General features: G+C 72.0%; 22 protein-coding genes. 13 read left to right on the top strand and 9 right to left on the bottom strand.

All coding sequences use genetic code 11. The features are described 5' to 3' along the window. Positions 1–80: 80 nt before the first annotated feature. On the bottom strand, positions 81–452 hold the full coding sequence (locus ACQB60_RS26820; RefSeq protein ID WP_496928688.1) for a winged helix-turn-helix transcriptional regulator: 372 nt from the start codon (positions 450–452) through the stop codon (positions 81–83). Between the two features lie 102 nt (positions 453–554). Between ACQB60_RS26820 and ACQB60_RS26815 the strand changes: the two genes are divergently transcribed. Together ACQB60_RS26815 and rarD are read left to right on the top strand one after the other, a co-directional pair. Beyond that, complete coding sequence (locus ACQB60_RS26815) at positions 555–1,421, top strand: SDR family oxidoreductase (RefSeq protein ID WP_496928687.1); 867 nt, start codon at positions 555–557, stop codon at positions 1,419–1,421. Positions 1,422–1,668: 247 nt separating this feature from the next. Then, positions 1,669–2,589 (top strand): EamA family transporter RarD, encoded by a 921-nt coding sequence (rarD, locus tag ACQB60_RS26810; RefSeq protein WP_496928734.1) that lies wholly within the window; start codon positions 1,669–1,671, stop codon positions 2,587–2,589. 31 nt (positions 2,590–2,620) lie between these two features. Here the strand turns inward: rarD and ACQB60_RS26805 are convergent, their stop codons facing one another. Continuing rightward, positions 2,621–3,484 (bottom strand): NAD(P)H-binding protein, encoded by an 864-nt coding sequence (locus ACQB60_RS26805; protein ID WP_496928686.1) that lies wholly within the window; start codon positions 3,482–3,484, stop codon positions 2,621–2,623. 80 nt (positions 3,485–3,564) lie between these two features. Here ACQB60_RS26805 and ACQB60_RS26800 point away from each other — a divergent pair, with 80 nt between their 5' ends. Then, positions 3,565–4,389: an AraC family transcriptional regulator gene (locus tag ACQB60_RS26800; protein WP_496928685.1), complete on the top strand. Its 825-nt coding sequence runs from the start codon at positions 3,565–3,567 to the stop codon at positions 4,387–4,389. Here the strand turns inward: ACQB60_RS26800 and ACQB60_RS26795 are convergent. After that, positions 4,359–5,831 (bottom strand): MFS transporter, encoded by a 1,473-nt coding sequence (locus ACQB60_RS26795; RefSeq protein ID WP_496928684.1) that lies wholly within the window; start codon positions 5,829–5,831, stop codon positions 4,359–4,361. The genes ACQB60_RS26800 and ACQB60_RS26795 overlap by 31 nt on opposite strands. Positions 5,832–5,935: 104 nt before the next feature. On the opposite strand from ACQB60_RS26795, the gene ACQB60_RS26790 reads away from it, so the two are divergent. Further along, complete coding sequence (locus tag ACQB60_RS26790) at positions 5,936–6,370, top strand: winged helix-turn-helix transcriptional regulator (protein ID WP_496928683.1); 435 nt, start codon at positions 5,936–5,938, stop codon at positions 6,368–6,370. Here ACQB60_RS26790 and ACQB60_RS26785 read toward each other — a convergent pair. Beyond that, a complete protein-coding gene (locus tag ACQB60_RS26785; RefSeq protein WP_496928682.1) occupies positions 6,340–7,443 on the bottom strand; it encodes a hypothetical protein in 1,104 nt (367 codons plus the stop codon). The genes ACQB60_RS26790 and ACQB60_RS26785 overlap by 31 nt on opposite strands. Positions 7,444–7,663: 220 nt before the next feature. On the opposite strand from ACQB60_RS26785, the gene ACQB60_RS26780 reads away from it, so the two are divergent. The 7 genes from ACQB60_RS26780 to ACQB60_RS26750 all read left to right on the top strand — a co-directional run bounded on the left by ACQB60_RS26780 (position 7,664) and on the right by ACQB60_RS26750 (position 14,777). Then, a complete protein-coding gene (locus ACQB60_RS26780) occupies positions 7,664–8,911 on the top strand; it encodes an MFS transporter (RefSeq protein WP_496928681.1) in 1,248 nt (415 codons plus the stop codon). 58 nt (positions 8,912–8,969) lie between these two features. After that, positions 8,970–9,422, top strand: coding sequence for a VOC family protein (locus ACQB60_RS26775; protein ID WP_496928680.1), 453 nt, complete (start codon positions 8,970–8,972; stop codon positions 9,420–9,422). Positions 9,423–9,589: 167 nt separating this feature from the next. Continuing rightward, positions 9,590–10,207: a hypothetical protein gene (locus ACQB60_RS26770; RefSeq protein WP_496928679.1), complete on the top strand. Its 618-nt coding sequence runs from the start codon at positions 9,590–9,592 to the stop codon at positions 10,205–10,207. A 39-nt stretch (positions 10,208–10,246) separates the two neighbouring features. Then, the gene (locus ACQB60_RS26765; RefSeq protein ID WP_496928678.1) at positions 10,247–11,209 is read left to right on the top strand and encodes a GNAT family N-acetyltransferase; all 963 of its coding nucleotides are present in this window, start codon (positions 10,247–10,249) and stop codon (positions 11,207–11,209) included. Between the two features lie 101 nt (positions 11,210–11,310). After that, on the top strand, positions 11,311–12,885 hold the full coding sequence (locus ACQB60_RS26760; protein ID WP_496928677.1) for a glycosyltransferase family protein: 1,575 nt from the start codon (positions 11,311–11,313) through the stop codon (positions 12,883–12,885). 196 nt (positions 12,886–13,081) lie between these two features. Then, entirely contained in the window at positions 13,082–14,032 is a 951-nt protein-coding gene (locus ACQB60_RS26755) for a M28 family metallopeptidase (protein ID WP_496928676.1), read from the top strand. Between the two features lie 115 nt (positions 14,033–14,147). Beyond that, a complete protein-coding gene (locus ACQB60_RS26750) occupies positions 14,148–14,777 on the top strand; it encodes a flavodoxin family protein (protein ID WP_496928675.1) in 630 nt (209 codons plus the stop codon). A gap of 71 nt (positions 14,778–14,848) precedes the next feature. Here the strand turns inward: ACQB60_RS26750 and ACQB60_RS26745 are convergent, their stop codons facing one another. The 5 genes from ACQB60_RS26745 to ACQB60_RS26725 all read right to left on the bottom strand — a co-directional run bounded on the left by ACQB60_RS26745 (position 14,849) and on the right by ACQB60_RS26725 (position 20,569). Beyond that, a complete protein-coding gene (locus ACQB60_RS26745) occupies positions 14,849–15,745 on the bottom strand; it encodes an ABC transporter permease (RefSeq protein ID WP_496928674.1) in 897 nt (298 codons plus the stop codon). Then, positions 15,732–16,736 carry an ABC transporter ATP-binding protein gene (locus ACQB60_RS26740; protein WP_496928673.1) on the bottom strand — a complete coding sequence of 335 codons (1,005 nt, stop codon included), beginning with the start codon at positions 16,734–16,736 and terminating at the stop codon, positions 15,732–15,734. The genes ACQB60_RS26745 and ACQB60_RS26740 overlap by 14 nt, the downstream gene beginning before the upstream one ends. A 95-nt stretch (positions 16,737–16,831) precedes the next feature. Next, positions 16,832–18,133: a LolA family protein gene (locus ACQB60_RS26735; protein WP_496928672.1), complete on the bottom strand. Its 1,302-nt coding sequence runs from the start codon at positions 18,131–18,133 to the stop codon at positions 16,832–16,834. A 252-nt stretch (positions 18,134–18,385) separates the two neighbouring features. Then, the gene (locus ACQB60_RS26730; protein ID WP_496928671.1) at positions 18,386–19,420 is read right to left on the bottom strand and encodes a CHRD domain-containing protein; all 1,035 of its coding nucleotides are present in this window, start codon (positions 19,418–19,420) and stop codon (positions 18,386–18,388) included. Positions 19,421–19,558: 138 nt separating this feature from the next. After that, positions 19,559–20,569, bottom strand: a complete 1,011-nt coding sequence (locus tag ACQB60_RS26725) for a polyprenyl synthetase family protein (RefSeq protein WP_496928670.1) — start codon at positions 20,567–20,569, stop codon at positions 19,559–19,561. 252 nt (positions 20,570–20,821) lie between these two features. Here ACQB60_RS26725 and ACQB60_RS26720 point away from each other — a divergent pair, with 252 nt between their 5' ends. Together ACQB60_RS26720 and ACQB60_RS26715 are read left to right on the top strand one after the other, a co-directional pair. Continuing rightward, positions 20,822–22,330 carry a peptide MFS transporter gene (locus ACQB60_RS26720; RefSeq protein WP_496928669.1) on the top strand — a complete coding sequence of 503 codons (1,509 nt, stop codon included), beginning with the start codon at positions 20,822–20,824 and terminating at the stop codon, positions 22,328–22,330. Positions 22,331–22,361: 31 nt separating this feature from the next. After that, on the top strand, positions 22,362–24,395 hold the full coding sequence (locus tag ACQB60_RS26715; protein WP_496928668.1) for a CocE/NonD family hydrolase: 2,034 nt from the start codon (positions 22,362–22,364) through the stop codon (positions 24,393–24,395). Positions 24,396–24,449 lie beyond the last annotated feature (54 nt).

The raw sequence follows: 24,449 nt of genomic DNA, 5'->3' as shown, positions 1-24,449 counted from the left end.
ACGTCAACCGCCGCAGTACGAGGCCCGGTTCTGAACCTTCAGGACCGGGCCTCGTCGTATCAGGACCGGGCCTCGTCGTATCAGGACCGGGCCTCGTCGTATGCCACGCGCGCCTTCCGCACGTCGTCCAGGCGCTGCTCCGTCCACGCCGCGAGGGCGCGGACCTGACCGGCGGCCTCGCGGCCGAGGTCCGTCAGGGAGTAGTCGACGCGGGGCGGGATCACCGGCTTGGCGTCGCGGTGGACGAGGCCGTCGCGCTCCAGGGTCTGCAGGGTCTGGGTCAGCATCTTCTCGCTGACCTTGCCGATCGCCCGGCGCAGCTCGCTGAAGCGGTACGAGCGCTCCTCCAGGGCGATCAGGACCAGCACGCCCCAGCGGCTGGTGACGTGCTCCAGGACGAGGCGCTGGGGGCACATCTCGTCGCCGCTCAGATTCCATTCACTTACCGCCATGCCAGTACCTTACTTCAAAGTGGGTACTTTCGAATAGTTAGCGCTCCCCGTACGCTCGGTTCCAGAAGCAGCGGAAGCCCCCCGTACCAGGAGATTCACGACATGAGCATCGTCGTCACCGGAGCCACCGGACACCTCGGCCGTCTCGTCATCGACGCCCTTCTCGACCGCGGCGTGCCCGCGGCCGGCATCGCCGCCGCCGTCCGCGACAAGGGCAAGGCCGCCGACCTCGCGGCTCGCGGGATCGAGCTGCGCATCGCCGACTACAGCGCCCCCGAGACGCTGGCCGGGGCCTTCCGCTCCGGCGACCGCGTCCTGCTGATCTCCGGCAGCGAGGTCGGGCGGCGCGTGCCGCAGCACACGGCGGTCGTCGAGGCGGCGAAGGCGGCGGGCGTCGCGCAGCTCGCCTACACGGGCATCCTCGGCGGACCCGACGCGGACTTCCTCCTGGCCGACGAGCACAAGGTCACCGAGCAGGTCGTCCTCGACTCCGGTCTGCCGTACACGTTCCTGCGCAACGGCTGGTACCACGAGAACTACACGGAGAACCTCGCCCCGGTCCTCGCGCACGGCGCCGTCGTCGCCAGCGCGGGCGAGGGGCGGGTCGCCTCGGCCTCGCGCGCCGACTATGCCGCCGCGGCCGCCGCCGTCCTCACTGGCGAACTCGACGCCCACCTGGGGCGCGCCTACGAGCTGAGCGGGGACGTCGCCTGGTCGTTCGCCGAGTACGCCGCCGAGGTCGCGCGGGCGTCCGGCAAGGAGATCGCGCACCGCGACGTCCCGGCCGCCGCACACCTGGAGGTCCTGACCGGCGCCGGGGTGCCGCAGCAGTTCGCGGAGATCCTGGTCGACGTGGACGCGGCGGTGGCTCGTGGCCGCCTGGCCGGGACCAGTGGGGAGCTCTCCCGTCTGATCGGGCGCCCCACGACTCCGCTGGCCTCGGCGGTGGACGTCGCGGTCAAGGGCTGACTTCCGGGCGGGGCACGGGCCGTCGGACCGGGCCGTCGGACCGGGCCGTCGGACCGGGCCGTCGGACCGGGCCGTCGGACCGGGCCGTCGTGGGTCATGAGTGTTCATCCCTCACGGGCATGACAGATCCAGGTCTTTCCCGATACTTTCACCCGGGCAGCGTGGTGCTGCCGTGCGTGAAGGAGGGGCCGTGGGGTCCAGGAGTGAGCAGCGCGTCGGGCTGCTGAACGGCTTCGCGGCGTACGGGATGTGGGGGCTCGTGCCCCTGTTCTGGCCGCTGCTCAAGCCCGCCGGGGCGGCCGAGATCCTGGCCCACCGCATGGCGTGGTCGCTCGTCCTGGTCGTCGTCGTGCTGCTGTGCGTGCGGCGCTGGGCGTGGGCGCTGGAACTGCTGCGCCAGCCGCGCCGGCTGGGCCTGGTGGCGGTCGCCGCCGCCGTCATCACCGTCAACTGGGGCGTCTACATCTGGTCGGTGAACTCCGGCCACGTCGTGGAAGCCTCCCTCGGCTACTTCATCAACCCGCTGGTCACCATCGCGATGGGCGTCGTGCTGCTCGGCGAGCGGCTGCGGCCCGTGCAGTGGGCGGCGGTCGGCGTCGGCCTCTGCTCGGTCCTCGTGCTCGCCTTCGGATACGGGCGGCCGCCGTGGATCTCCCTCGTCCTCGCCTTCTCCTTCGCCACGTACGGCCTGGTGAAGAAGAAGGTGAACCTGGGCGGCCTGGAGTCGCTCGCCGCCGAGACCGCGATCCAGTTCCTGCCCGCGCTCGCCTATCTGATCTGGCTCGGCACCCAGGGCGGGCTCGCCTTCGGGCAGCACGGCCCGGGGCACGCGGTGCTGCTCGCGGCGACCGGTGTGGTGACCGCCGTGCCGCTGGTGTGCTTCGGCGCGGCCGCAATCCGGGTGCCGCTGTCCACGCTCGGGCTGCTGCAGTACCTGGCGCCGGTCTTCCAGTTCGTGATCGGCATCCTCTACTTCCACGAGGCGATGCCGATCGAGCGGTGGGCCGGGTTCGGCCTGGTGTGGCTGGCGCTCGCGCTGCTGACCTGGGACGCGCTGCGGACGGCGCACCGGGGCCGGGTGGAGCTCGCCCGGGCCGCGGCGGCCACAGCGGCCGCGGAGCGGGAGCGGGCCTCCCGGGAGGGCGCACCCCGGGAGACCGTGGGCTGACTGGCCCGGGAGACCGCGGGTCGGCCCGCGGCTACGACCACGCACCGGCCGCGGCCGCCGACTTCACGTACGCGGAGAAGTCGCGCGGCTCGCGGCCGAGGACGTCCCGGACGCCGCTCGCCACCGAGGAGTTGTGGCCCTCGGAGAGCCAGACCAGGACGTCCGCGAGCGAGCGGGCGTCGGCCTCGGGGACCCCGTCCGCGGTGAGCTCGGCGGTGTACGCGTCGGCCGTGATCGCCTCGAAGCGCATCGGACGCCCGGCCGCCGCGGAGATCTCCGCCACCGCCTCCGCGAAGCTGAGCGCGCGCGGCCCGGACAGCTCGTAGACCTTGCCGGTGTGGCCCTCCTCGGTGAGCAGGGCCACCACGACGTCGGCGATGTCCTCGGCGTCGATCATCGGCTCCGGGACGGCGCCGGTCGGCAGCGCAAGGCGGCCCGCGAGCAGCGGCTTCCGGAAGATGTCCTCGGTGAAGTTCTGCGCGAAGTTGTTGGGCCGGATCACCGTCCAGTCCACTCCCGCCGCGCGCACCACGCGCTCCGCCTCCGCCATCGACGGCTCGAAGGAGTCCCCGTACTTCTCGACGCCCCGGCCCGAGAGGACCACGAAGCGGCGCACGCCCGCGGCCTGCGCCCGCTCGACGAAGGCGGCGATCGGCTCGGGGCGGGGCGGCGGCACCAGATAGACGGCGGACACCCCTTCCAGGGCGGGGCCCCAGGTGGCGCTGTCGGTCCAGTCGAAGGGGGTCTCGGCGGTACGGGAGGCGGCGCGCACGGGCCGCCCCGCCGCCCGCAGCCGGGCCACGACGCGGCGGCCGGTCTTGCCGGTGGCGCCGAGGACGAGGACAAGTCCGGGTGCGGGTGCGGGCTCATGTGTGTTCGTGTCGTAGGTCGTCATGGGTCCAGCCAACCGGCCTTCCGGTACGGGGGACATGGGCGTCCGTCTCGCCCCCATGGGTGTCCGTCTACCGTGGTGGGGTGGACGCTCTGGGGGATCTGATGCGAGGGGTGCGCGCGGACGGCGCGCTGTTCGACCGGGCCGTGCTCAGCGGGCCGTGGGAGCCGCGCCGCACCGGGGGCGCGGCGCTCGAACTGATCACGGTCGTACGGGGCTCCGCCCGCATCACGGACCCGGCGGGCGGCGCCCCGCACGGCCTGCGCGAGGGCGGCGCCGCCGTGATCTGCACGTCGGCGCCCACCACGGTGACCGCCGAGGGCGAACTGGTCACCGGCGCCTACGAGTTGGCGGGCTCGGTCGGGCGGCGGCTGGTCAGCGCGCTGCCGCCGGTCCTCGTCGTGCCGTCCGACGAGGAGTGCCTGCCCATCGTGGAGCTGATCGCCGCCGAGGTGGCCGCCGACCGGCCGGGACGCCAGTACGTGATGGACCGGATGCTCGACTGGATGCTGGCCTGCACCCTGCGCGAGTGGTTCGACCTGCCCGAAGCCTGCCCGCCCGGCTGGTACCGGGCGCTCGGCGACGACGTGGTCGGGCCCGCCCTGCGCGCCATGCACGAGGAGCCCGCCCGGTCCTGGACGGTGGCCGGGCTCGCGGCGCACGCGCAGGTCTCCCGCGCCGCCTTCGCCCGCAGCTTCGCCGAGCTGGTCGGCAAGCCCCCGATGGCGTACCTCACCGAGTGGCGGATGACGCTCGCCGCCGAGCTCCTCGCCGAGCCCGGTGCGACGGTCGCCGGGGTGGCGGGGCGGGTGGGGTACGCCGACGGGTTCGGCTTCAGCGACGCCTTCAAGCGGATCCGGGGCATCGCGCCGAGCGGCTACCGGGCTTCGCTCACGGCCGTGGGCTGAGCGACGTCCGAGCCCGAACCCGCCTGCTCCGGGCGTGCGTTCACCACACCGCCGGGAACCCCCTTGCGGGACCGCAGCCCGAAGACGGCGACCGCCGTGCCGACCGCCACCATCGCCACCGGCACCACGAGCGCCGCCCGGTACGCCGAGAGGGTCTCCCCCGCACCGGCTCCCGCGTCCGGAGAGGCGAGCCCGTACACCGCCGTCACCGCCGAGACCCCTATCGCCGCGCCGAACTGGGTCGCGGTGTGCAGGAGCCCGCCCGCGAGCCCCTGCTCCGACTCCTGCACGCCGTCGGTCGCCGCGATCGTCAACGGGCCGTAGGCCAGGGCGAAGGCGACGCCCGCGAGGAGCAGCGCCGGGAACATCACCGCGTACGTCCAGTCCGGGCCGACCGGCAGGAAGAACCCGTACGCGAGGACCGCGAGGACGAACCCGCCGAGGATCACCCGGGCGTTGCCGTAGCGATTCACCAGGCGGGGCGTCAGCGTGGGCGCGAGCACCACGTCACAGCCCATGGCGATCAGGGCGACGGCGGTCTGCCAGGACGTCCAGCCGCGCAGCTCCTGGAGGTAGAGGGTGAGCACGAACTGGAAGCCGAAGAAGGCTCCGACGAAGAGCAGCGCCCCGAGCCCCGCCCTGACCACCGAGCCCGTACGGAAGATCCCGAGCCGGACGAGGGGCTCGGCCACGCGGCGCTCGATGCCGACGAACACGGCGACGAGCAGCAGCCCCGCCAGCGCCGCGCCCACCGTCAACGGCCAGCCGGCCAGGCCGTGTTCGAGCCGCACGATCCCGAAGGCGAGCAGCAGCATCGCACCGGCCGCGGTGGCCGCTCCCGCGAGGTCGAAGCCGCTCCGCCCTCCCCTTGGCGCGGGCCGGGCGGCGGGCACGGGAACGAACCGCAGCGCCGCCGCGAGGAGGGCGCCCGCGAGGATCACAGGGGCGAAGAACACCCAGCGCCAGCCGAGTTCGGTCAGCAGGCCGCCGATGACGAGGCCGAGCGAGAAGCCCCCGGCACTCGTACCGGCGAAGATCAGCAGGGCCCTGTTGCGCTCGGGCCCCTCCGCGTACGAGGTGGTGATGAGCGACAGCGCGGCGGGCGTCATGAACGCGGCGGACACCCCCGTCACGAAGCGCGCGACGATCAGCATCCAGCCCTCCGTCGCGAAGCCGCCGAGGCCGGAGAAGACGAGGAAGGCACCGAGCCAAATCAGGAACATCCGGCGCCTGCCCAGCAGGTCGGCGGCCCGGCCGCCGAGCAGCGTGAAGCCCGCGTACCCGAGGACGTAGGCGCTCAGCAGCCAGGCCGCCGTGCCCGTGGACAACTCCAGATCGGATCTGATCGACGGCACGGCGACCGCGATCATGGCTACGTCGATGCCCTCCAGGAAGATCGTTCCGCAGAGGACCAACAGCAGTGCCCAGGCGCGTGCGCGCATGACGTTCTCCTTGAGCTCAACACACGGACCACCAGCGGTAGTTACCGAGCCGCCGGTCAGTTCCCTCTTGTAACCACTGCGATGCTGCGGCAGCATCGACGGTCATGGAAGAAGGCACTTCAAAGTCACCGAGTGACTGCGCGAGCACCGTGGACTACGGCGACGCCGATCCCTTCCAATGGGATACGCGCGAGGACTGCCAGGTGCGCCAGATACTCGACCGGATCGCCGACAAGTGGTCGCTGCTCGTCATCGCCCTGCTCGACCGGCGCAGGCTGCGCTTCACCGAGCTGCGGCGCGAGATCGACGGGATCAGCCAGCGCATGCTCACCGTCACGCTGCGCCAGCTGGAGCGGGACGGCCTGGTCAAGCGCACGGTCCACCCCGTCGTCCCGCCCCGCGTCGAGTACGAACTCACCCCGCTCGGCGGGACGTTGCACCACACCATCCAGTCCCTGGTCTCCTGGACGGAGGAGCACCAGAACGAGATCGCGGGGGCGCGGGCCGACTACGACGCGCGGGAGGCGGCCGCCCTGTAGGCGGAGACGACCCCGAGCAGGCAGAGGTCCATGCCCAGCTCGACGACGGCCGCGAACTGGTCCATCGTGAACTTGAAGACCTGCCCGAACAGGATGTCCGCGAGCAGCGCCGCCTGGAACAGCCGGAAGGCGGCCGCCCGGTCCGTGCGCAGCCGTATCAGGCCGGCGACGCCGAGCGCCGCCGAGACCACCTCCGTCAGCGCGACGGCCAGATTGGCGCCCTCCTGCGGGTCGTTCGCCAGTGCTCCGTCGTAGACGTCCCACGACATCATCCCGGCGAAGAGCAGCGCCTCGGTCAGCACGCAGAACACGGCGAGCACGAACACGGCGCGGGTGCGGGCGATCCGGTGCAGGCCGCGCCCGGTCTTGCGGGCCGCCGCCCGCCACCGGGCGGCGGGTGCGGGCGGGCGCTGCGGAAGGGTGGCGAGCAGCCGGGCGAGCGCCACGTCGACCTCGCGCTCCGAACCCGCGAGCAGGCCGAGGGCCAACTCCCGCTGCTCGGTGGTGAGTCCTGAGGTGACGCCGGTCAGGGCGAGGTCGGCGGCGTGTGCGGTGTGCTGGTCGGCGGTCCCTGCACTCCGGGTGCTGCGCGTGCCGCGTGTGCTGCCTATACCTCGCGTGCTGCGTGCGCGGAGCCTGTGCGTGAGGACCAGGAGCAGCGCGAAGCTCGCGTAGATGAGCCCGGCCGCGGGTTGGTAGAAGTAGCCCGGCTCGTCCGTGACCTGCTTGCCGATCTCGTCGATGAAGAGGCCGAAGCCGACCCCGCCGACGACGGCGACCCCGCGCCGGGCCGCTCTGCCGGAGCAGGTGAGCGCGAGCAGAATCGCCGCCGTCATCAGCAGGCCGCCCCAGAGCATGTGGGCGATGTGCAGGCCGCCGCCACCGCCGCTGCCGAGCTTGGGATACCCGGCGAGGGAGAGGAAGGCGCGCGTGGCCAGGACCGTGGCGATCCCGCACAGCGTGAAGGCCATGAGGTGGGCGGGGGCGCCGGGCGTGCGGACGAGCACGCGGGCACGCCGGGCGGAGGGCTGTTGCTGCGCGTACGTCTGCTGCGTGTGCTGCGTGTGCGGCATGTGTGTGCTCTCCCCCGATGGCGGCCCACGGCGCCGAGCCGCTCGTGCCGGGCGGCGCTCCCGTGCGATTCCAGCCTGCGCCCGGCACCCGCCGCCCCGCGATCCGGGATCACCCCGACCCACCCCTCAACTCCCCCTTAGGTGCCGGGAGTCGCACACCCAGGGGTCCGCGGGTCGCGCGCTTGAACCTCACATCAATGTCAGGGTCGACCATCCCGGCATGCGAACTCGAACGCGAACCCTCAGCCCGGACAGCCCTGTTGCGCCTTCCTGGAGCACGCCGCGGGAGGCGGAGCGGAAGCTTCCCCTTCTGGCCCTGCTCGCCCTCGCCACCGCCGTCTTCATCACCAGCCTCACCGAGACCCTGCCCGCCGGGGTCCTGCCCGCGATGAGCGCCGACCTCGGCGTCAGCGAATCCGCGATGGGGCAGTCCGTGACGATCTACGCGATCGGCACGGCGCTCACCGCGATCCCGCTCACCGCGGCCACGGCGGCCTGGCGGCGCAAGCGGCTGCTGCTGGCCGCGATGGCGGCCTTCGCCGTCGCCAACACCGTCACCGCTCTCTCCGCCGACTATCTCCTCACCATGGCCGCCCGGTTCGTCGCCGGGGTGGCCGCGGGGCTCGCCTGGGCGCTGCTCGCCGGGTACGCGCGCCGCCTCGCGCCCCCCGGACTCCAGGGCCGGGCCATCGCCGTCGTCATGACCGGCATCCCCGTCGCCCTGTCGCTCGGGGTGCCCGCGGGGACGTTCCTGGGCGAGGTGCTCGGCTGGTGGGTGGCGTTCCTGCTCATGACGGGGCTCGCGGTCGGCGTGATCGCCTGGATCGCCGCCCTCGTCCCCGACCAGCCCGGTGAGCGCCCGGACGGCGGGCGCGCCCCCGTGATCCGTGCCCTCGCCGTCCCCGGTGTGACCCCGGTCCTCTTCGTCACCCTCGTCTTCGTCCTCGCCCACACCGTCCTCTACACGTACATCGCCACGCTCCTCGACCACCTCGGCATGGGCGACGCCACCGACATCGTCCTCCTTGTCTTCGGCGGCGCCTCCTTGGTGAGCATCTGGGTCGTGGGCGCCCACATCCACCGGCGGGCGCGCGTCCTCATGCTCGCCAGTGCTCTCTTTGTCGCCGCCGGGGCCGCCCTGCTGGCCGTGGTCTCCGTGGCGCCGGGGGCCTCCTGGACCGAGGCGCTGGTCTACGGGGCGGTCGCCCTGTGGGGGCTCGGCTGGGGCGGCGCACCGACCCTGCTGCAGACCGCCGCGGGCGAGGCCGGGGGCGAGGCGGCGGACGCGGCGCAGGCCATGCTCGTCACCCTGTGGAACGCGGCGATGGCCGCGGGCGGTGTCGTCGGCGGTGTGCTGCTCGGCCTGTTCGGGTCGGCGTCCTTCTCCTGGAGCGTCCTCGTGCTCCTGATGCCCGTCCTCGCCGTGGTGATCGCGGCGCGCACGCACGGCTTTCCGGTGCGGCGGTGACGACCTGCCGCCGCGGCGGTGAGGATCCATTGTCAGTGGGCCCGGCTATAACTGCCCCATGACCTTGCACTGGAAGCTCGTCGTCGACGCGACCGACCCGCATGCCCAAGCCGCTTTCTGGGCCGAGGCGTTGGGATATGAGGTGGAGGACAACAGTGAGCTGATCGGCAAGCTCCTCGGCTTCGGCGCCGTACAGGAGTCGGAGACCCTGGAGTTCCGGGGGCGCCACGCCTTCCGCGACCTCATCGCGGTACGGCATCCCGAGGACCCGTACGACCAGGAGAGCGGCACGGGCCTCGGGCGCCGGATCCTCTTCCAGCGGGTGCCCGAACCGAAGCCGGACACCAAGAACCGGCTGCACATGGACGTGCACGCGGCGCCGGGCGAGCGGGACGCCGAGGTCACACGCCTGGAGGGGCTGGGCGCGGGCGTGGTGCGGCGGGTGGCGGCGCAGGGCGGCGAGTGGATGGTGATGACGGATCCGGAGGGAAATGAGTTCTGCGTCCACTGACGGGGGACCAGAATTCAAGGATTTCCGATTCCCCTTTCCGTAAAGGAACTTCAGTACAGCCCAACTGATCCCCAGAACATATCCGCTCTCCCTGGATTCCCGTACGGCGCATATGAAAGTCTCCCTTGCATTCGGCAACGCACAGAATTCACAGGGAAGTTGAGCACGTGCGAAAGACATCCTTCATGGCCGCCGCCGTTGTCGCGGCGTTCGCCCTGACCCTGACCGGCTGCGGCGGGGGCGACGACGACACGGGGGCGGCAGGGAGCGAGGACACCTCCTCGGCGCCCTCCTCCTCCGAAGCCACCCCGAGCACGCGCCCCACCCCCACCAGGCACCCGACCCCCACCAGGACGACCAAGAGCCCCACTTCGAAGGCCACCCCCACCCCACGCCGTACGCCCACGGCCCGCCCCACCACGCCGAGCCGCGCCCCGAAGCCCGCCCCCAGCCGTCCGGGCGGCAACACCGGCGGCAGCGGCGGCAGTGGAGGCAGTGGAGGAACGGGCGGCAGCGGCAGCGGCGTTCAGGGCACCTGGTACCACGCCGTACGCCTGCCCAACGGTCAGCTCGGCGTCCTGACGATCAGGGGCACCTCGTTCTCCGAGTCGGCGGGCGGCAGGACCTGCGCCGGGACCATCGTCAGCATGAAGGTCACCCTCTCCTGCGGCGGCAGCTCCAACACGGGGAGGGCCACCGTCACCGGGAGCGGTTCCGGCCAGAAGATGGCGGTCACCTGGCCCGACGGCAGTGCGGACCGGTACACCCGCACCAAGCCCTCATAATCCCTCGGCCGATCCCTGGCCGGGGCACACAATGGCGGCATGAGCGTCGTCATACGTCCCCTCAGCGGCCCTGAAGAAGTGGGCCTGTTCAATCAGCTCCCGTACACCCTCAACCACGAGATCGCCGAGGACCTCGCGGGCGGCCGTCGCAGGCCCGAGTGGATGTGGGTCGCCCTGCGCGGGGACCAGGTCCTCGCGCGGATCGCGTGGTGGGGGCGGGCGGCCGAGGACGAGCCCCTGGTGCTCGACGTCTTCGACGTGCTCGACACGGGCCCCGCGGACTCCACCGCCGAGGGCGCCGCGTCCCTCCTCCTCGACACCGCCCTGGAGAAGGTCGTCCCGGTCCGGGAGGACCAAGTGCGGCCGGAGTACAGCCGGTTCCTCCCCGGCGACTGGCGCGAGGTAGCCGCCGAGCGGCGTGCCGTGGAGCGCCGCGTCGGGCTCCTGGAGGCGGCCGGGGCCCGGCACTCCGTGGAGCGGCTGCGCCTCCAGTGGGAGCCCGGCAGCCCGGTGCCCGAGCCCGACGGCCGCCTCCTCTTCCGGCCCGTCGAGGAGACCGACGCCGGGACCGAGGAGCTCATCGGCCTGATGACCCGCGCCCTCGACGGCACCCTCGACCACTACAGCCGCACCGAACTCGCCCGCATGACGCCCCGCGAGGCCGCCGTCGAGCACTACGAGGGCGAGCTCGCCCGGTACGGGACTCCCCGCTCCTGGTGGCGCATCGCCACGCTCCCCGGAGGCGAGCCCGTGGGCTTCGTGATCCCGGCCCGCAACAGCTACAACGCGATCATCGCCTACATCGGGATCGTCCCCGAGCACCGCGGCCACGGCTACATCGACCCGCTCCTCGCCGAGGGCACCCGGGTGCTCGCCGCCGAGGACGTGCCCCGGATCCGGGCCTCGACCGACCTCGGCAATTCACCCATGGCGGCGGCCTTCGCGCGTGCCGGATATGTCACGTTCGAGCGGGAATTCAAGATGGCTTGGGGCCGCCCCTGAGGGGAACTCTCACGGCCCCACGAACAGATAGATGAGTGAAGGCTGAAGTCGCCGGGCCTTCACTCAGGGGCACGTGGGAACCAGTAGGGGGCGTCAGCAGCATGGCCGATACCGGGACCCACGCTGATACCGGGATCGATGCCGCTACGGATGCCGATACGGGGATCCATACGGATACGGGAACCCGAGCCGGTACCGGGACCCACGCCGACGCCGGAACACGAGCCGGTACCCGCATCGGCACCCGGACCAGCACCCGCCCCCTCCTCGTCCTCTCCCTCACCTTCGCCCTCCTCTCCCTCGTCCTCGTCCCGCTCAACCTCCCGCTCGGCTGGGACGAGACCGTCTACGCCAGCCGGTTCGGCCCGTACGCGCACGGGCCCGCCGTGCCGTTCAGCGCGCCCCGCACCCGTGGCGTACCGCTGCTCATCGCGCCCGTCGCGTCCTGGAGCGACTCCGTCGTGCTGCTGCGGGTGTGGCTGACGCTGCTGTCGAGCGCCGCGCTCTACCTGGGGTTCCGGCCGTGGCTGCGGGTGCTGCCGGGGCGGACGGCCGTCGTCGCCGGCGCGCTCTACGGCAGCCTCTGGTTCACGCTCTTCTACGCGGGCGCCGCCATGCCCAACCACTACACGGCCATGGGCGCCACGGCGGCCACCGGCCTCCTCCTGCGCGGCAAGGGGCGCCCAACTCCGCGTACGTACGCGGGAATCGCCGTCGGCACGGCTCTGGCCACGCTCATGCGCCCCAACGACGGTGCCGCCGTCGCCGCGCCGCTGCTGCTCGCCGCGGTGTGCGTGCCGCGGTGCCGGGGGTGGGGGCGGGCCCTCGCGGTCGCCGGCGGGTTCGCGGCGGGTGCGGTGCCGTGGGCCGTGGAGGCGGTGGTGCGCTTCGGGGGCGTGGGCGCGCGGCTCCGCGAGGCCAGCGACGTGCAGGGCGGACTGCGGCCCGGCCCCTCGGCGCTGTACCAACTGACGGCGCTGGACGGGCCGTTGCTCTGCCGCCCCTGCGAGGGCGACCGGCTGCAGCCCGTCGCACTGGAGTGGTGGATCGTGCTGCCGGTACTGGTGGCGCTCGGGCTGTGGGCGCTGCATCGCACCAGCACCAGCACCAGCCCCCGCGCCCGCACCGCCGCCTGGCTCGCCCTCGCCGTCGGGCTCTGTGCCGCCGCCCCGTATCTCCTCCTCGTCCCCTACGGGGCGCCCCGCTTCCTGCTGCCCGCGCACGCCCTTCTCTCGCTGCCCGCCGCCCTCGGCGTGCTCGCCGTCGCACGGCTGCTGCGGGCCCGGCTCCGGCCCGCCGCGGCCACGGCCGTCATCGCCGCCGCCGTCGCCGGTCACCTCGGCGCCCAACTCCCCTTCACGTCCACCAATACGGGGATCCAGAGCCGGGCCCGCGGCGACTGGCCGCGCGTCGCCGCCGTCCTGCGCGACGAGGGGGTGCGCGCCCCCTGCGTGCTGCGCGGGAACACCTCGGTGATCCCCATCGCGTACGCCACCGGGTGCGCGGCCGGGCCGCGCGGCACCCGGAGCGGCGGCGCTCCGCCGCCCGACGCCCTCGTCCTGCGGAAAGCGGAACCTCCCGGGTGGGCCCGCGACTGGCCCCGCCACTCGGTTCCGGACACCTATGCCCCTGGCTGGACGGTGGCCCTCAACCCGGAGCCGCCGCAGCACCCTTGAGGGACTTCCCGTGCACCACCTGAGCGCCCTCTGAGTGTCCCCTGAGCGCTCCCCCGGGACACCCCTCGCCGCTATGCGGAACGTACCGTCCGGATCGCGCTCTTGACGTCACGTGAATCCCACCCTCACCATCAGGCTCGCCAACACCCGTTCGGGGAAGACCCGTTCGGGATTCATGGAAATCGGAGCCCCCCACATGAAACTCTCCGTTCCCGGGCGTACCGCGGCAGCCGCCGTCATAGCCGTCGGCGCGCTCCTCACCACCAGCGCGATCGCCGGTGCCGCCCCCACGTCCCAGGCATCCAAGGCCGCGGCCCCCGACATCTCGGTGGCCAACGTCAAGGCGCATCTGAACGAACTGCAGTCCATAGCCGACGCCAACGGCGGCAACCGCGCGCACGGCAGCAAGGGCTACCAGGCGTCCCTCGACTATGTGAAGGGGAAGCTGGACGCGGCCGGATTCACCACCTCCGTGCAGGAGTTCACCTCCAACGGGAAGACCGGCTACAACCTCGTCGCGGACTGGCCGGGCGGCGACGAGGGGCAGACCGTGATGCTCGGTTCGCACCTCGACAGCGTCGACTCCGGTCCCGGTATCAACGACAACGGCTCGGGTTCCGCCGCGATCCTGGAGACAGCCCTGACCGTCGCCAAGGAGAACTACAAGCCCGCCAAGCACCTGCGGTTCGCCTGGTGGGGCGCGGAGGAGCTGGGGCTCGTCGGCTCCTCGCACTACGTCGACAGCCTCGCCACCGGTGACCGTTCGAAGATCAAGGACTACCTGAACTTCGACATGATCGGCTCCCCGAACCCCGGCTACTTCGTCTACGACGACGACCCCACCATCGAGAAGACCTTCAAGGACTACTTCGCCGGGCTCAACCTCGCCACCGAGCCGGACGAGGAGGGCGACGGCCGCTCGGACCACGCGCCCTTCAAGGACGCGGGCATCCCGGTCGGCGGCCTGTTCAGCGGCGCCGACTACGAGAAGACCGCGGAGCAGGCGCAGAACTGGGGCGGCACGGCCGGGAAGCCGTTCGACCCCTGCTACCACTCGGCCTGCGACAAGACGTCGAACATCGACGAGACCGCGCTCGACCACAACAGCGATGCCATCGCGGTGGCGCTGTGGGGGCTCTCCGCGTAACTCCCGTCCCGGGGGCCGCTCTTGAGGGCGGCCCCTCAGGGATGCTCCCCTGGACGCGATTACATGCGTGTGCATAAACTGCACACGCATGTAATCGCGACGAGGGAGTATGGCCATGACCCGGAAGTTCCTGTTCGTGCTCGGCAGCGCCCGCACCGGAGGCAACTCCGAGCTCCTGGCCCGCAAGGCCGCCGAGCAGCTCGCCCCCGACGTGGAACAGCGCTGGCTCCACCTCGCCGAGCACCACCTCCCGGACTTCGAGGACCACCGCCACGACGAGACCCGCCCCCGCGCCCGCCCGCGCCCCGTCGGCGACAACGAGGCGCTGCTCCTGGACGCGACCCTCGAAGCCACCGACATCGTCATCGTGTCGCCGCTGTATTGGTACTCGCTCTCGGCCACCACGAAGCGCTACCTCGACTACTGGGACGCCTGGCTGGAGGTCCCGGAGGTCGACTTCAAGAACGCTCTCGAAGGCCGCACCCTGTGGGGCGTGACGGCGCTCGCGCACAGCGAGGAGGAAGTGGCCGCCCCGCTGATCGGCACCCTGAACCACACGGCCGCCTTCTTCCCGATGCACTTCGGGGGCGTCCTGCTCGGCAACGGCTCCCGGCCCGGCAACGTCCTGACCGACACCGAGGCCCTCGCCCGCGCCAAGACCTTCTTCACGCAGGAGCCGGCGCTGGCCCGCTACCCGTACCAGGACCAGGGCCCGGACCAGGACCAGGGCCCGGACCAGGTCTGACCGCCGGTACTGGCCGCCGGTACTGACCGCCGGGCGCTGGCCGCCAGGAACGGACCGCTGCGCGGCGGCCGCTACGCCGTGATGTCCTTCGCGCCGAACCGCGCCCACGCCGCCGAGCCGAACACCGCCGCGTACAGGCCCTGCAGGCCGAGGTTCTTGACCAGCTCGTCCCAGTACACGGGCTCGCGCATCAGGTCGGCGAAGGACAGCCAGTAGTGCGAGAAGAAGTACGGCTGGACCGCGTGGAGCTGGGGGATCTGGTCGAGGATCTGGACGGTGATCAGCAGGCCGACGGTCGTGGCCATCGCCGCGATGCCGCTGCCGGTCAGGGTCGACACGAACAGGCCGAGCGCCGCGACCCCGACCAGTGACGCGGCCACCACGAGGGCGATCAGCAGCGCGCGCAGCATGCCGTCGGCCAGGCTGATACGGGTACCGGAGATCGTGGTGAGCTCGCCCAGCGGGAACAGCAGGGCGCCGACGAGGAGGGCGGAGGCCGCCACCATCAAGGTCGCGACCAGGCAGAAGGCCATCGTGGTCGCGTACTTGACGAGCAGCAGCCGGGTGCGGCCCGCCGGGGCGACCAGGAGGTAGCGCAGGGTCCCGGAGTTGGCCTCCCCGGCGATCGCGTCGCCCGCGATCACGCCGACGGCCATGGGCAGGAAGAACGGCAGGGTCGCGGCGAGCGCGGTGAAGACCAGGAACAGGCCGTTGTTGGTGATCTGCGCGATGAACGCGGGCCCGCCGCCCTCGCCGCCCCCGCCGACCGTCGAGCCGTCGCTGGTCTCGATCTTCACGGCGACGCCGATCAGGATCGGCACCGCGACCAGCACGCCGAGCAGCGCGAGGGTGCGCCAGCGGCGGAAGGTCACGGAGAGCTCGCTGCGGAGGAGGCCGAAGGTCCACAGGGGGCCGGTGGTTCGGCTGCCCCCGAGGTCGGCTGCCTGGAGTTGCTCAGCCTGCGACATCGAAACCCTCCCCCGTCAGGGCCACGAACGCGTCCTCCAGAGAGGGGCGTTCGAGGCCGAAGCCGCGGACACGGACGCCCGCGCGCACCAGTGCGGCGTTCAGCTCGGCGAGGTCGGTACCGGCACCGGGGCCTGTACTGGTGCCGGGTCCAGTACTGGTGCCGGGTCCTGTACTGGTGTCGGGGCCGGGTGGCTCGCCGGTCACCCGGTCCTCCGTCACCACCAGGTCGGCGACGCCGTGCTCCTTCAGGACGCGGGCCGCTTCGCCGGGGTCCGGGGTCGTCACGGCGAGCCGCCCCCGTACGCCCGCGGCGAGTTCGGCCACCGACCCCTGGGTGATGAGACGGCCCTGGGTCATCACGGCGGCGTGCGTGCAGACCTGCTCGATCTCGTCGAGGAGGTGGGAGGAGAGGAACACCGTCGTCCCGTCCGACGCCAACTCCCGCACCAGCGAGCGGATTTCCCGCATCCCCTGCGGGTCGAGGCCGTTGGTCGGCTCGTCGAGCACCAGGAGGCGGCGTGGCTGGAGCAGGGCGGCGGCGAGGCCGAGGCGCTGCTTCATGCCGAGCGAGTACGCCTTCGCCTTGCGGCCCGCGGCGGCGGTGAGGCCGACCCGGTCGAGCGCGGCGGCGGCCCGGGCCCGGCGGGTGCGCGGGTCGGCTGTGGGATCGGCGGCGTCGTAGCGCAGGAGGTTGTCGCGGCCGGACAGGAACCCGTACAGGGCGGGGCCCTCGATCAGGGCGCCGACGTGCGGCAGGACGGAGCGCGTCGCGCGCGGCATGGCGCGGCCGAGGACCCGGGCACCGCCGGAGGTGGGCTCGATGAGGCCCATCAGCATGCGGATGGTGGTGGTCTTGCCGGAGCCGTTGGGCCCCAGGAAGCCGAAGACGCTGCCCGCCGGGACGGTGAGATCGAGGCCGTCGACGGCGAGATGCCTCCCGTACCGCTTGGTCAGCGCGTGGGTCTCGATCACGCTCTCGGTGTCCTGCACGTGTTCCCCTCCCCTGGCCCGCTACCCACCGTACGGCTGAGCGGCGGGCCGGGGGTGTCGCCCCCTCGGCCCGCCGCTGTCTCCTGCCGTGGTCCCTAGTGCGCCGCGTTCGCCGCCTTCACCAGCGCGTCCTTGGTGACCGCGCCGACGTAGACCTTGCCGTCGTCCGTGATGAGGGCGTTGATCAGGCGGGTCTTGAAGACCGTGCCCGAGCCGAACTTCCCGGTGACCTGGTCGCCCAGGGAGTCGAGGAACTTGGCAGCGTCCGGCGGGAGTTCGCCGGTCTGGGCCGACGGGATGCCGCGGCCGCCGGGCACCTTCAGCTCGGCGATGGCGCCCCAGCCCTCGCCGACCACGTTCACGCCGCCGGGGCCCGCGGTGCCCTCGGCGTCCGCGAACCCCTTGCCGCCGAGGCTCTTGTCGAGGTCCTTGTCGAGCTCCTTGCCCAGCTCCATGCCCTCGCGGGCGTCACGGTGCTTGGCGCCGCGCTGCTCGTCGCCCTCGGTGACCTTCGTGCCCTTGGGGGGCGTGAAGTCGAAGGTGGACGCCGACGGCTTGGAGAAGTCGACCTTCGTGAAGCCCGCGTCCACGACGGCCGCGCCGCCGCCCGCCGGGGTCAGCGTGAACTTGAGCGGCACGCCTTCCTTCGCGTCGACCGCGACGGTGATCTGTCCGACCGTCGAGCCGGACTGCTTGGGCTTGATGACCAGGCGGTAGGCGTCGCGGCCCGCGACCTGCGCGGTGCCGTCGACCTTCACGGACGTCGTGTCGTCGACCGCCTTCAGGGCCTGCTTCGCGAGCTCTTCGGGGGTGGCGGGAACGTCCTTCGGGAGCTTCTTGTGGCCGCTGTCACCGCCCTGGTCGCCCTTGTGGCCCTGCTGCTTGGAGTGGAACGCCTCGTTCGACGCGCTGTCGTACGCCCACATCTCGTCGCCGTTGTGGAAGAGGCTGTACTCCGAGGCGTCGTCCAGGATGGAGAGCTTCTGCTTGTCGGGACCGTCCGCCGCGACCCGCAACGTGTGCGTGCCGGAGGCGAGTTCGAGCAGCTTGGACGAGGGGTCGGCCGACGATCCGCCGTCGCCCCGGCCCCCGCCGCCCCCGCCCGCGAAGCCGCCGGCGAGCCCGGAGGCCACGGACGGCAGGCCGAGGTCGGTGCTGACCTTCACGGTGCCGGACAGCTGCTGGGTGTCCGACTTGGCGATCTTCTCGATGAGTTCCTGTGCCGTGACCTTCGGCAGATCGGGGTCGCCCGAGCTGGCGAGCGCCGGGACCAGCCCGATGGTCGCCGCCGCCACCCCGATCACCGCGACCGGGACGGCATAGCGCGCCGCCTTGCGGCGACGCACGCGCGGCTCCCCGGCTGCGCTGGTGTCCTGCTCCGGTTCGTACGGTGCCATTGTGTGCCCTACCTCCGTGGTCGGCGGCGGCCTGCCCTGTACGTGCGGTCGTCCACCCCGCGCCGCCATTCTCACCCGATTTGGTGAGGAGTGGTTGTTTCTTGCCGGACCTTGCTTCCCTCCATACGACCAAATCGGCCAGGCGGAATCGTCAGACCCCGGGAGCAACTCCACGTACTGCCACGGGATGACGTGAAGAGGCGGCGCCTCCCCCATCCCGTAGGGGAAGGCGCCGCCGACCGTGAGGGGCGCTCAGCGCTGCACGAACACGTAGTCGGCCCGGTAGGGCACGCCCACGACGGCTCCCTTCGCGCAACTGCCGGACGGGGCGACGCCGCCCACGGTGTTCAGGCGGAGGATCTCCGCGGTGCCGGCGAGCAGCCCCTGCCGCTTGCCGGTCCGGGTGGCCCTGAGGTCCAGCTCCGGGATGTTCTCGGCCCCGTTGGGCGTCTTGCTGATCAACTGGCCGGTGACGGCGCTGCGGTCGGGCGCGATCCACTGCGGCGTACCGGAGTTGGGGGCGACGAAGCTGTGCGCGATGTTCCCGCCGAGGCGGGCCCGCACGTCGCGCTGCGCGAAGGCGAACTTCCCGGAGCCGTCGTCCGCCTTCTTGCACTCGTAGATCTGCTCGCCCTGGATCACCGACGCCTGGAAGCTCGCCCTGGCGCTCTGGAAGCCGACGTTCGCCGAGACCGTGTGGAGCTGGCCGCGGACGGCGCCGCCCGGGAACTCGGCGGTGTGCAGGTTGGCGTAGAAGCCGCCCGGGTCGGCCTTCAGCTGCTTCAGGAGCGCGGCGTCCGCGACCTTGACGGTGCCGGTGACGCTGTTGCCCTTGACGGCGCCGAGCAGCTTGGTGAAGTCGACCTTGACGCCGCCGTTGACGCCCTTGCCCCCCTGGTGGATGTGGAGCATGGTGGGCCGCCCGGTGCCGCGCCACTTGACCGTCACCGTGACCCGGTCGCCCTTGACCTGGACGAACTCCAGGGCCTTGCCGTCCTTGTCGCCGACGGCGGGGCCGCCCGGTACGGGCACCTCGTTGGCGCCGTTCATGCTCGCCACGAGGAGCGCGCCGCCGCGGGCGGCCAGGGCGCCGCCGCTCTGGACCTCGGCGGACTGGCTGCGCAGGCCGCTCACACCGCCCTCGGCCGAGTCGCCGTCGCCCGGCAGCACGAAGGCCGTGACCCCGGCGGCGGCAGCGACGACCACGGCAGTCGAGACGAGCAGTACCCGGCGACGCCTCGTGGACGTGGTGGCGGATGCGGACGTGGATGTGCTGAACGTACCCATGGTGTGACTCCCCCCTGCGGGCCGGCGTCCCCAGCGGCGCCGGCTTCTGGGCGGGAGTACGGACCGATTCCTAGCCTGGACTCAATCCAACCTGGAACTCATCGAGTGACCTGCGTCACACTCGGGGGTGCAGCGGGCTCAGCCCGCCCGGTGCACCACCGCGTCGCACAGCTCCAGCAGCGACGTCTTCGCGTCGCACTCGGGCAGCGGCGCGAGCGTCGCGCGGGCCTCCTCCGCGTACCGCACGGTGTCCCGGCGGGCCTGCTCCAGGGCGGGGTGGGCGCGCAGCTGGGCGAGGGCGTCGGCGTGCCGGGCGTCGTCCGTCAGGTCGGAGTCGAGGAGCTCGCTCAGGGCGATGTCCTCGGCCAGGCCGAGCTTGCGCACGCGCTCGCGCAGCCGCAGGACCGGCAGCGTCGGGATGCCCTCGCGCAGGTCGGTGCCGGGCGTCTTGCCCGACTCGTGCGAGTCCGAGGCGATGTCCAGGACGTCGTCGGCGAGCTGGAAGGCGACGCCGAGCCGCTCCCCGTACTGGGTGAGGACGTCCACGACGGTCTCGTCGGCGCCCGACATCATCGCGCCGAAGCGCCCCGAGACGGCGATCAGCGAGCCGGTCTTGCCGCCGAGCACGTCCAGGTAGTGGTCGACCGGGTCGCGTCCGTCGCGCGGGCCCGCCGTCTCCAGGATCTGCCCCGTGACCAGGCGTTCGAACGCCTCCGCCTGGATGCGGACGGCCTCGGGGCCGAGGTCGGCCAGTATGTGCGAGGCACGGGCGAACAGGAAGTCGCCGGTGAGGACCGCGACCGAGTTGCCCCAGCGCTGGTTGACGCTCGGGACGCCGCGGCGCACATCCGCCTCGTCCATCACGTCGTCGTGGTACAGCGTCGCGAGGTGGGTGAGCTCGACGACCACCGCGGACGGCACGACTCCGGGGGCGTACGGGTCGCCGAACTGGGCGGCGAGCATGACCAGGAGCGGCCGGAAGCGCTTCCCGCCCGCGCGCACCAGGTGCTGCGCGGCCTCCGTGATGAACGGGACCTCACTCTTGGTGGCCTCGAGCAGCCCCTCCTCGACGGCAGCCAACCCGGCCTGGACATCGGCTTCGAGAGCCTGGTCCCGCACGCTCAGCCTGAACGGCTCGACGACGGTCACGAGCGGTCTCCTGTCTGCTGACGATCACAAGGTCGGTCATTGGTCGATGACACGGTTTGTCGATGTGTCGCTGCCATCACTCAAGTCAGCGTATCCGGTCGCCTTTCGATCACAGCGGGGGCCCGGCTGCGCTTGAACGAGCGCAGCCAGCCCGGGCGGACCTCGATCACCACCGGTATGTTCGTGATCAGCCTGTATGCCCGAGAGACCCGTCCTAGCACATACGTCACGCAATGAACGGAAGCGGAACCTTTGTCTCGTAATCCGGCTGAGACGCAGCCTTCCACAGAGCCGCCGCCGGGCGACGACACCGCGTTCTTCGGGCAGCCGCGCGGGCTGCTCACCCTGTCGGGCCTGGAGGTCTGGGAGCGGTTCTCCTTCCTCGGCATGCAGGCCATCCTCGTCCTGTACTTCGCGGACTCGGTCGCGAACGACGGCATGGGCATGGACCCCGGAACGGCGGCGTCCGTCTCGGCCGCGTACGGGACGCTCGTCTATCTGGTCTCGGTGGCGGGCGGCTGGCTCGCCGACCGGATCCTCGGCTCGTACCGCGCGGTCCTGTGGGGCGGCATCCTCATCGCCTGCGGCCACTACTCGATGGCCGTGCCCACGCCGACCATGACCTGGGTGGGCCTCGGCCTGATCAGCGCGGGCACCGGCCTCCTGAAGCCCAACGTGGCCTCCATGGTGGGCAAGCTCTACCGCACCGAGGACGAGCGGCGCGACGCCGGATTCGCCCTCTACTACATGGCCATCAACATCGGCGCCTTCGCCGGACCGCTGATCACCGGCTGGCTCGGCGACCACAAGGGCTGGCACTGGGGCTTCTCCGCGGCCGCGATCGGCATGACCTTCGGGCTCGTCCAGTACGTCGCCGGGCGGCGCCACCTTGCCGGGCGCGGACACACCGCGGAGTACGCCCTGCCGCCCGAGGGGATGCGCCGGGCGGTGCGCCTCATGGCCGCCGGGGCGGTCGTGGTGGCCGCGCTCGCCGCGCTGCTCGCGGGCGTCGGCTGGCTGACGATGGACCGCTTCGTGGACGTGCTCACCGTCATCTCCGTGATCGCGCCCGTCGTGTACTTCGCGGTGATGTTCAAGAGCCCGCGCGTGACGGCCGAGGAGCGCGGGCGGCTGCGCCCCTACCTGGTGCTGTTCGTCGCGTCCGTCGCCTTCAACTTCATCCTGTTCCAGGCGTACTCGACGATGATGCTCCTGGCCTCGACGAACGCCCGCACCGAGATCCTCGGCTTCCACTTCCCCGCCAGCTGGTACGCCTCCGCGCTCGGCGCCTTCGAGGTGGCGCTCGCGCCCGTGGTCGCCGCCGTGTGGGCGCGGATGGGGCCGCGTCAGCCGCACGCCTCCAACAAGATCGCGCTCGGCGTGATCCTGGGCGGCCTCTCCTTCGTCCTGATGGTGCTGCCGACGACCGGGCACTCCGGGGACTCGTACAAGATGGCGGCCTGGTGGATCGTCGGGTCCTACCTGCTGCTCGGGCTCGGCGACATCCTTCTGGAGACCTCCGGGATGTCGGCCACCACGAAGCTCGCCCCGAAGGCGTTCGCCAGCCAGACCATGTCCCTGTGGTTCCTGTCGCTGGCCCTGGCCCTGGCCAACGGCATCCAGGCACAGACCGTGAAGCTCTACGGCAAGGTCTCCAACCCCGCGTACTTCGGCGTCAACGGCGCCCTCGCGATCGCCGTCGGCGTCGCCGTGATCGCCCTCGCGCCCTGGCTGCGCCGCACCATGCACCCCGTCCACTGAGGACATCCCGTCCACCGAGGTACCCGTCATCATGACCGACATCCAGATCCGCCACTCCTTCCCGTACGAGACCACGCGCGAGGACGTCCGGATCCCGCTGCCGGACGGAACACGCCTCTACGCGCGCGTGTGGCGCCCGGTCACCGACGAACCCGTCCCCGCCCTCCTGGAGTACCTCCCCTACCGCCTGACCGACTGGACGGCGCCCCGCGACTGGCAGCGCCACCCCTGGTACGCGGGCCACGGCTACGCCTCCGTGCGCGTCGACGTGCGCGGGCACGGGAACTCGGAGGGGCTGCCCGGGGACGAGTACGACGCGACGGAGCTCGCGGACGGCGTGGCCGTGGTCGAGTGGCTGGCCGCGCAGCCCTGGTGCACCGGCAAGGTCGGCATGTTCGGCATCTCCTGGGGCGGCTTCAACTCCCTGCAGATCGCGGCCCTCGCGCCCGAGGCGCTCAAGGCGGTCGTCACCGTCTGCTCCGCCGACGACCGCTATGACAACGACGTGCACTACATGGGTGGTTCCGTCCTCGCCGTCGACATGCACGCGTGGGCGGCCACGATGCTGGCCTTCGTCTGCCGCCCGCCGGACCCGCAGTACATGGGCGAAAAGCGGCGCGAGGAGCGGCGCGAGGAATGGCGCGAGGAATGGCGCGAGCTGTGGCTGAAGCGCCTGGAGGCCGTCGACCCCTTCATCCACACCTGGCTCGGCCACCAGACCCGTGACGCCTACTGGAAGCACGGCAGCGTCTGCGAGGACTACTCCGCGATCAAGGCGGCCGTCCTCGCGGTGGGCGGCTGGCACGACCCGTACCGGGACACGGTGCTGCGCCTCGTCGAACATCTCCCCGGAGACGTACGGGGGTTGATCGGGCCCTGGTCGCACCAGTACCCGGACCGGGGCCTGCCGCCGGGCCCCGCCATCGGCTTCCTCCAGGAGACGCTGCGCTGGTGGGACCACCACCTCAAGGGCGTGCCCAACGACGTCATGGAGGAGCCGAAGCTGCGCTCCTGGATCAGCGAGTCGCACCGGCCCGCGACGGTGTACGAGGAGCTCTCCGGCGGCTGGGTCGGCGACCCCTCCTGGCCGTCCCCGAACGTCACACCCGTCGCGTACGCCCTCCAGGGAACCCCGGTCCGGGTCGACTCCCCCATGCACACGGGGCTGGACGCGGGCCGCTTCTTCCCCTTCGGGAACGACGCCGACCTGCCGCCCGACCAGCGCGAGGAGGACGCGAAGTCGGCATGCTTCGAATTCCAAGTGGATCAGCTGGTACGGGTATTGGGGCGCCCCCGCGTCACCCTGCGCCTGCGCATGGACGTCCCCTACGGGCAGGCCGTCGCCCGGGTCTGCGACGTGGCCCCGGACGGCGCCTCGACCCTCGTCACGCGCGGGGTGCTCAACCTGTCGGCCCGGGGCGGCCGGGACCGCGCCGACGCCTGGCCGCTCGGCGCCACCGAGGACGTCACCTTCGAGCTCAACGGCATCGGCCACACCTTCCCGCCGGGCCACCGCATCCGGCTCGCGGTGTCGTCCGCGTACTGGCCGTGGATCTGGCCGCAGGCGGACTCGGCGGGCTTCACGCTCGACCCGGCGGGCAGCTCCCTGGAACTCCCCGTACGGGACGGCGACTTGGACCCCTCGATCACCTTCGAGCCCCCGGAGCAGTCGGAGCCCCTAGGGGTGATGTTCCCCGCCACGCTCGACGAACAGCGGCCCGAGCGCCTCGTCGTCCGCGACGTGGCCAAGGGCGAGTGGCGCCTGGAGGTCGACCCGCGCTACGGCGGGACCCGGGTCTACCCGGACGGCCTGGAGTTCACCGAGGACGCCCTGGAGACGTACACGATCGACGAGGCGGACCCACTGAGCGCCCGCACCCGCTCCGACTGGCACATCCGCCTGCACCGCCCCGAGCTCGCCTGGGACGTGACCGTCGAGACGCACTCCGAGATCACCTGCGACGCGGCGGACTTCATCACCTCGAACGAGGTGGTGTGCCGGGACGGCGGCGAGGTGGTGTTCCACCGGACGTGGGAACGGCGGATCCCGCGCACGGCGGGGTGAATTCTCAGGACGCTCAGGGCACTCAGGACGCTCAGGGCACTCGGGTCGCTCAGG

This window comes from Streptomyces odontotermitis (genome assembly GCF_050510915.1).
Taxonomy (GTDB): Bacteria; Actinomycetota; Actinomycetes; order Streptomycetales; family Streptomycetaceae; genus Streptomyces.
This window is presented reverse-complemented; position numbering and strand designations above follow the sequence as displayed.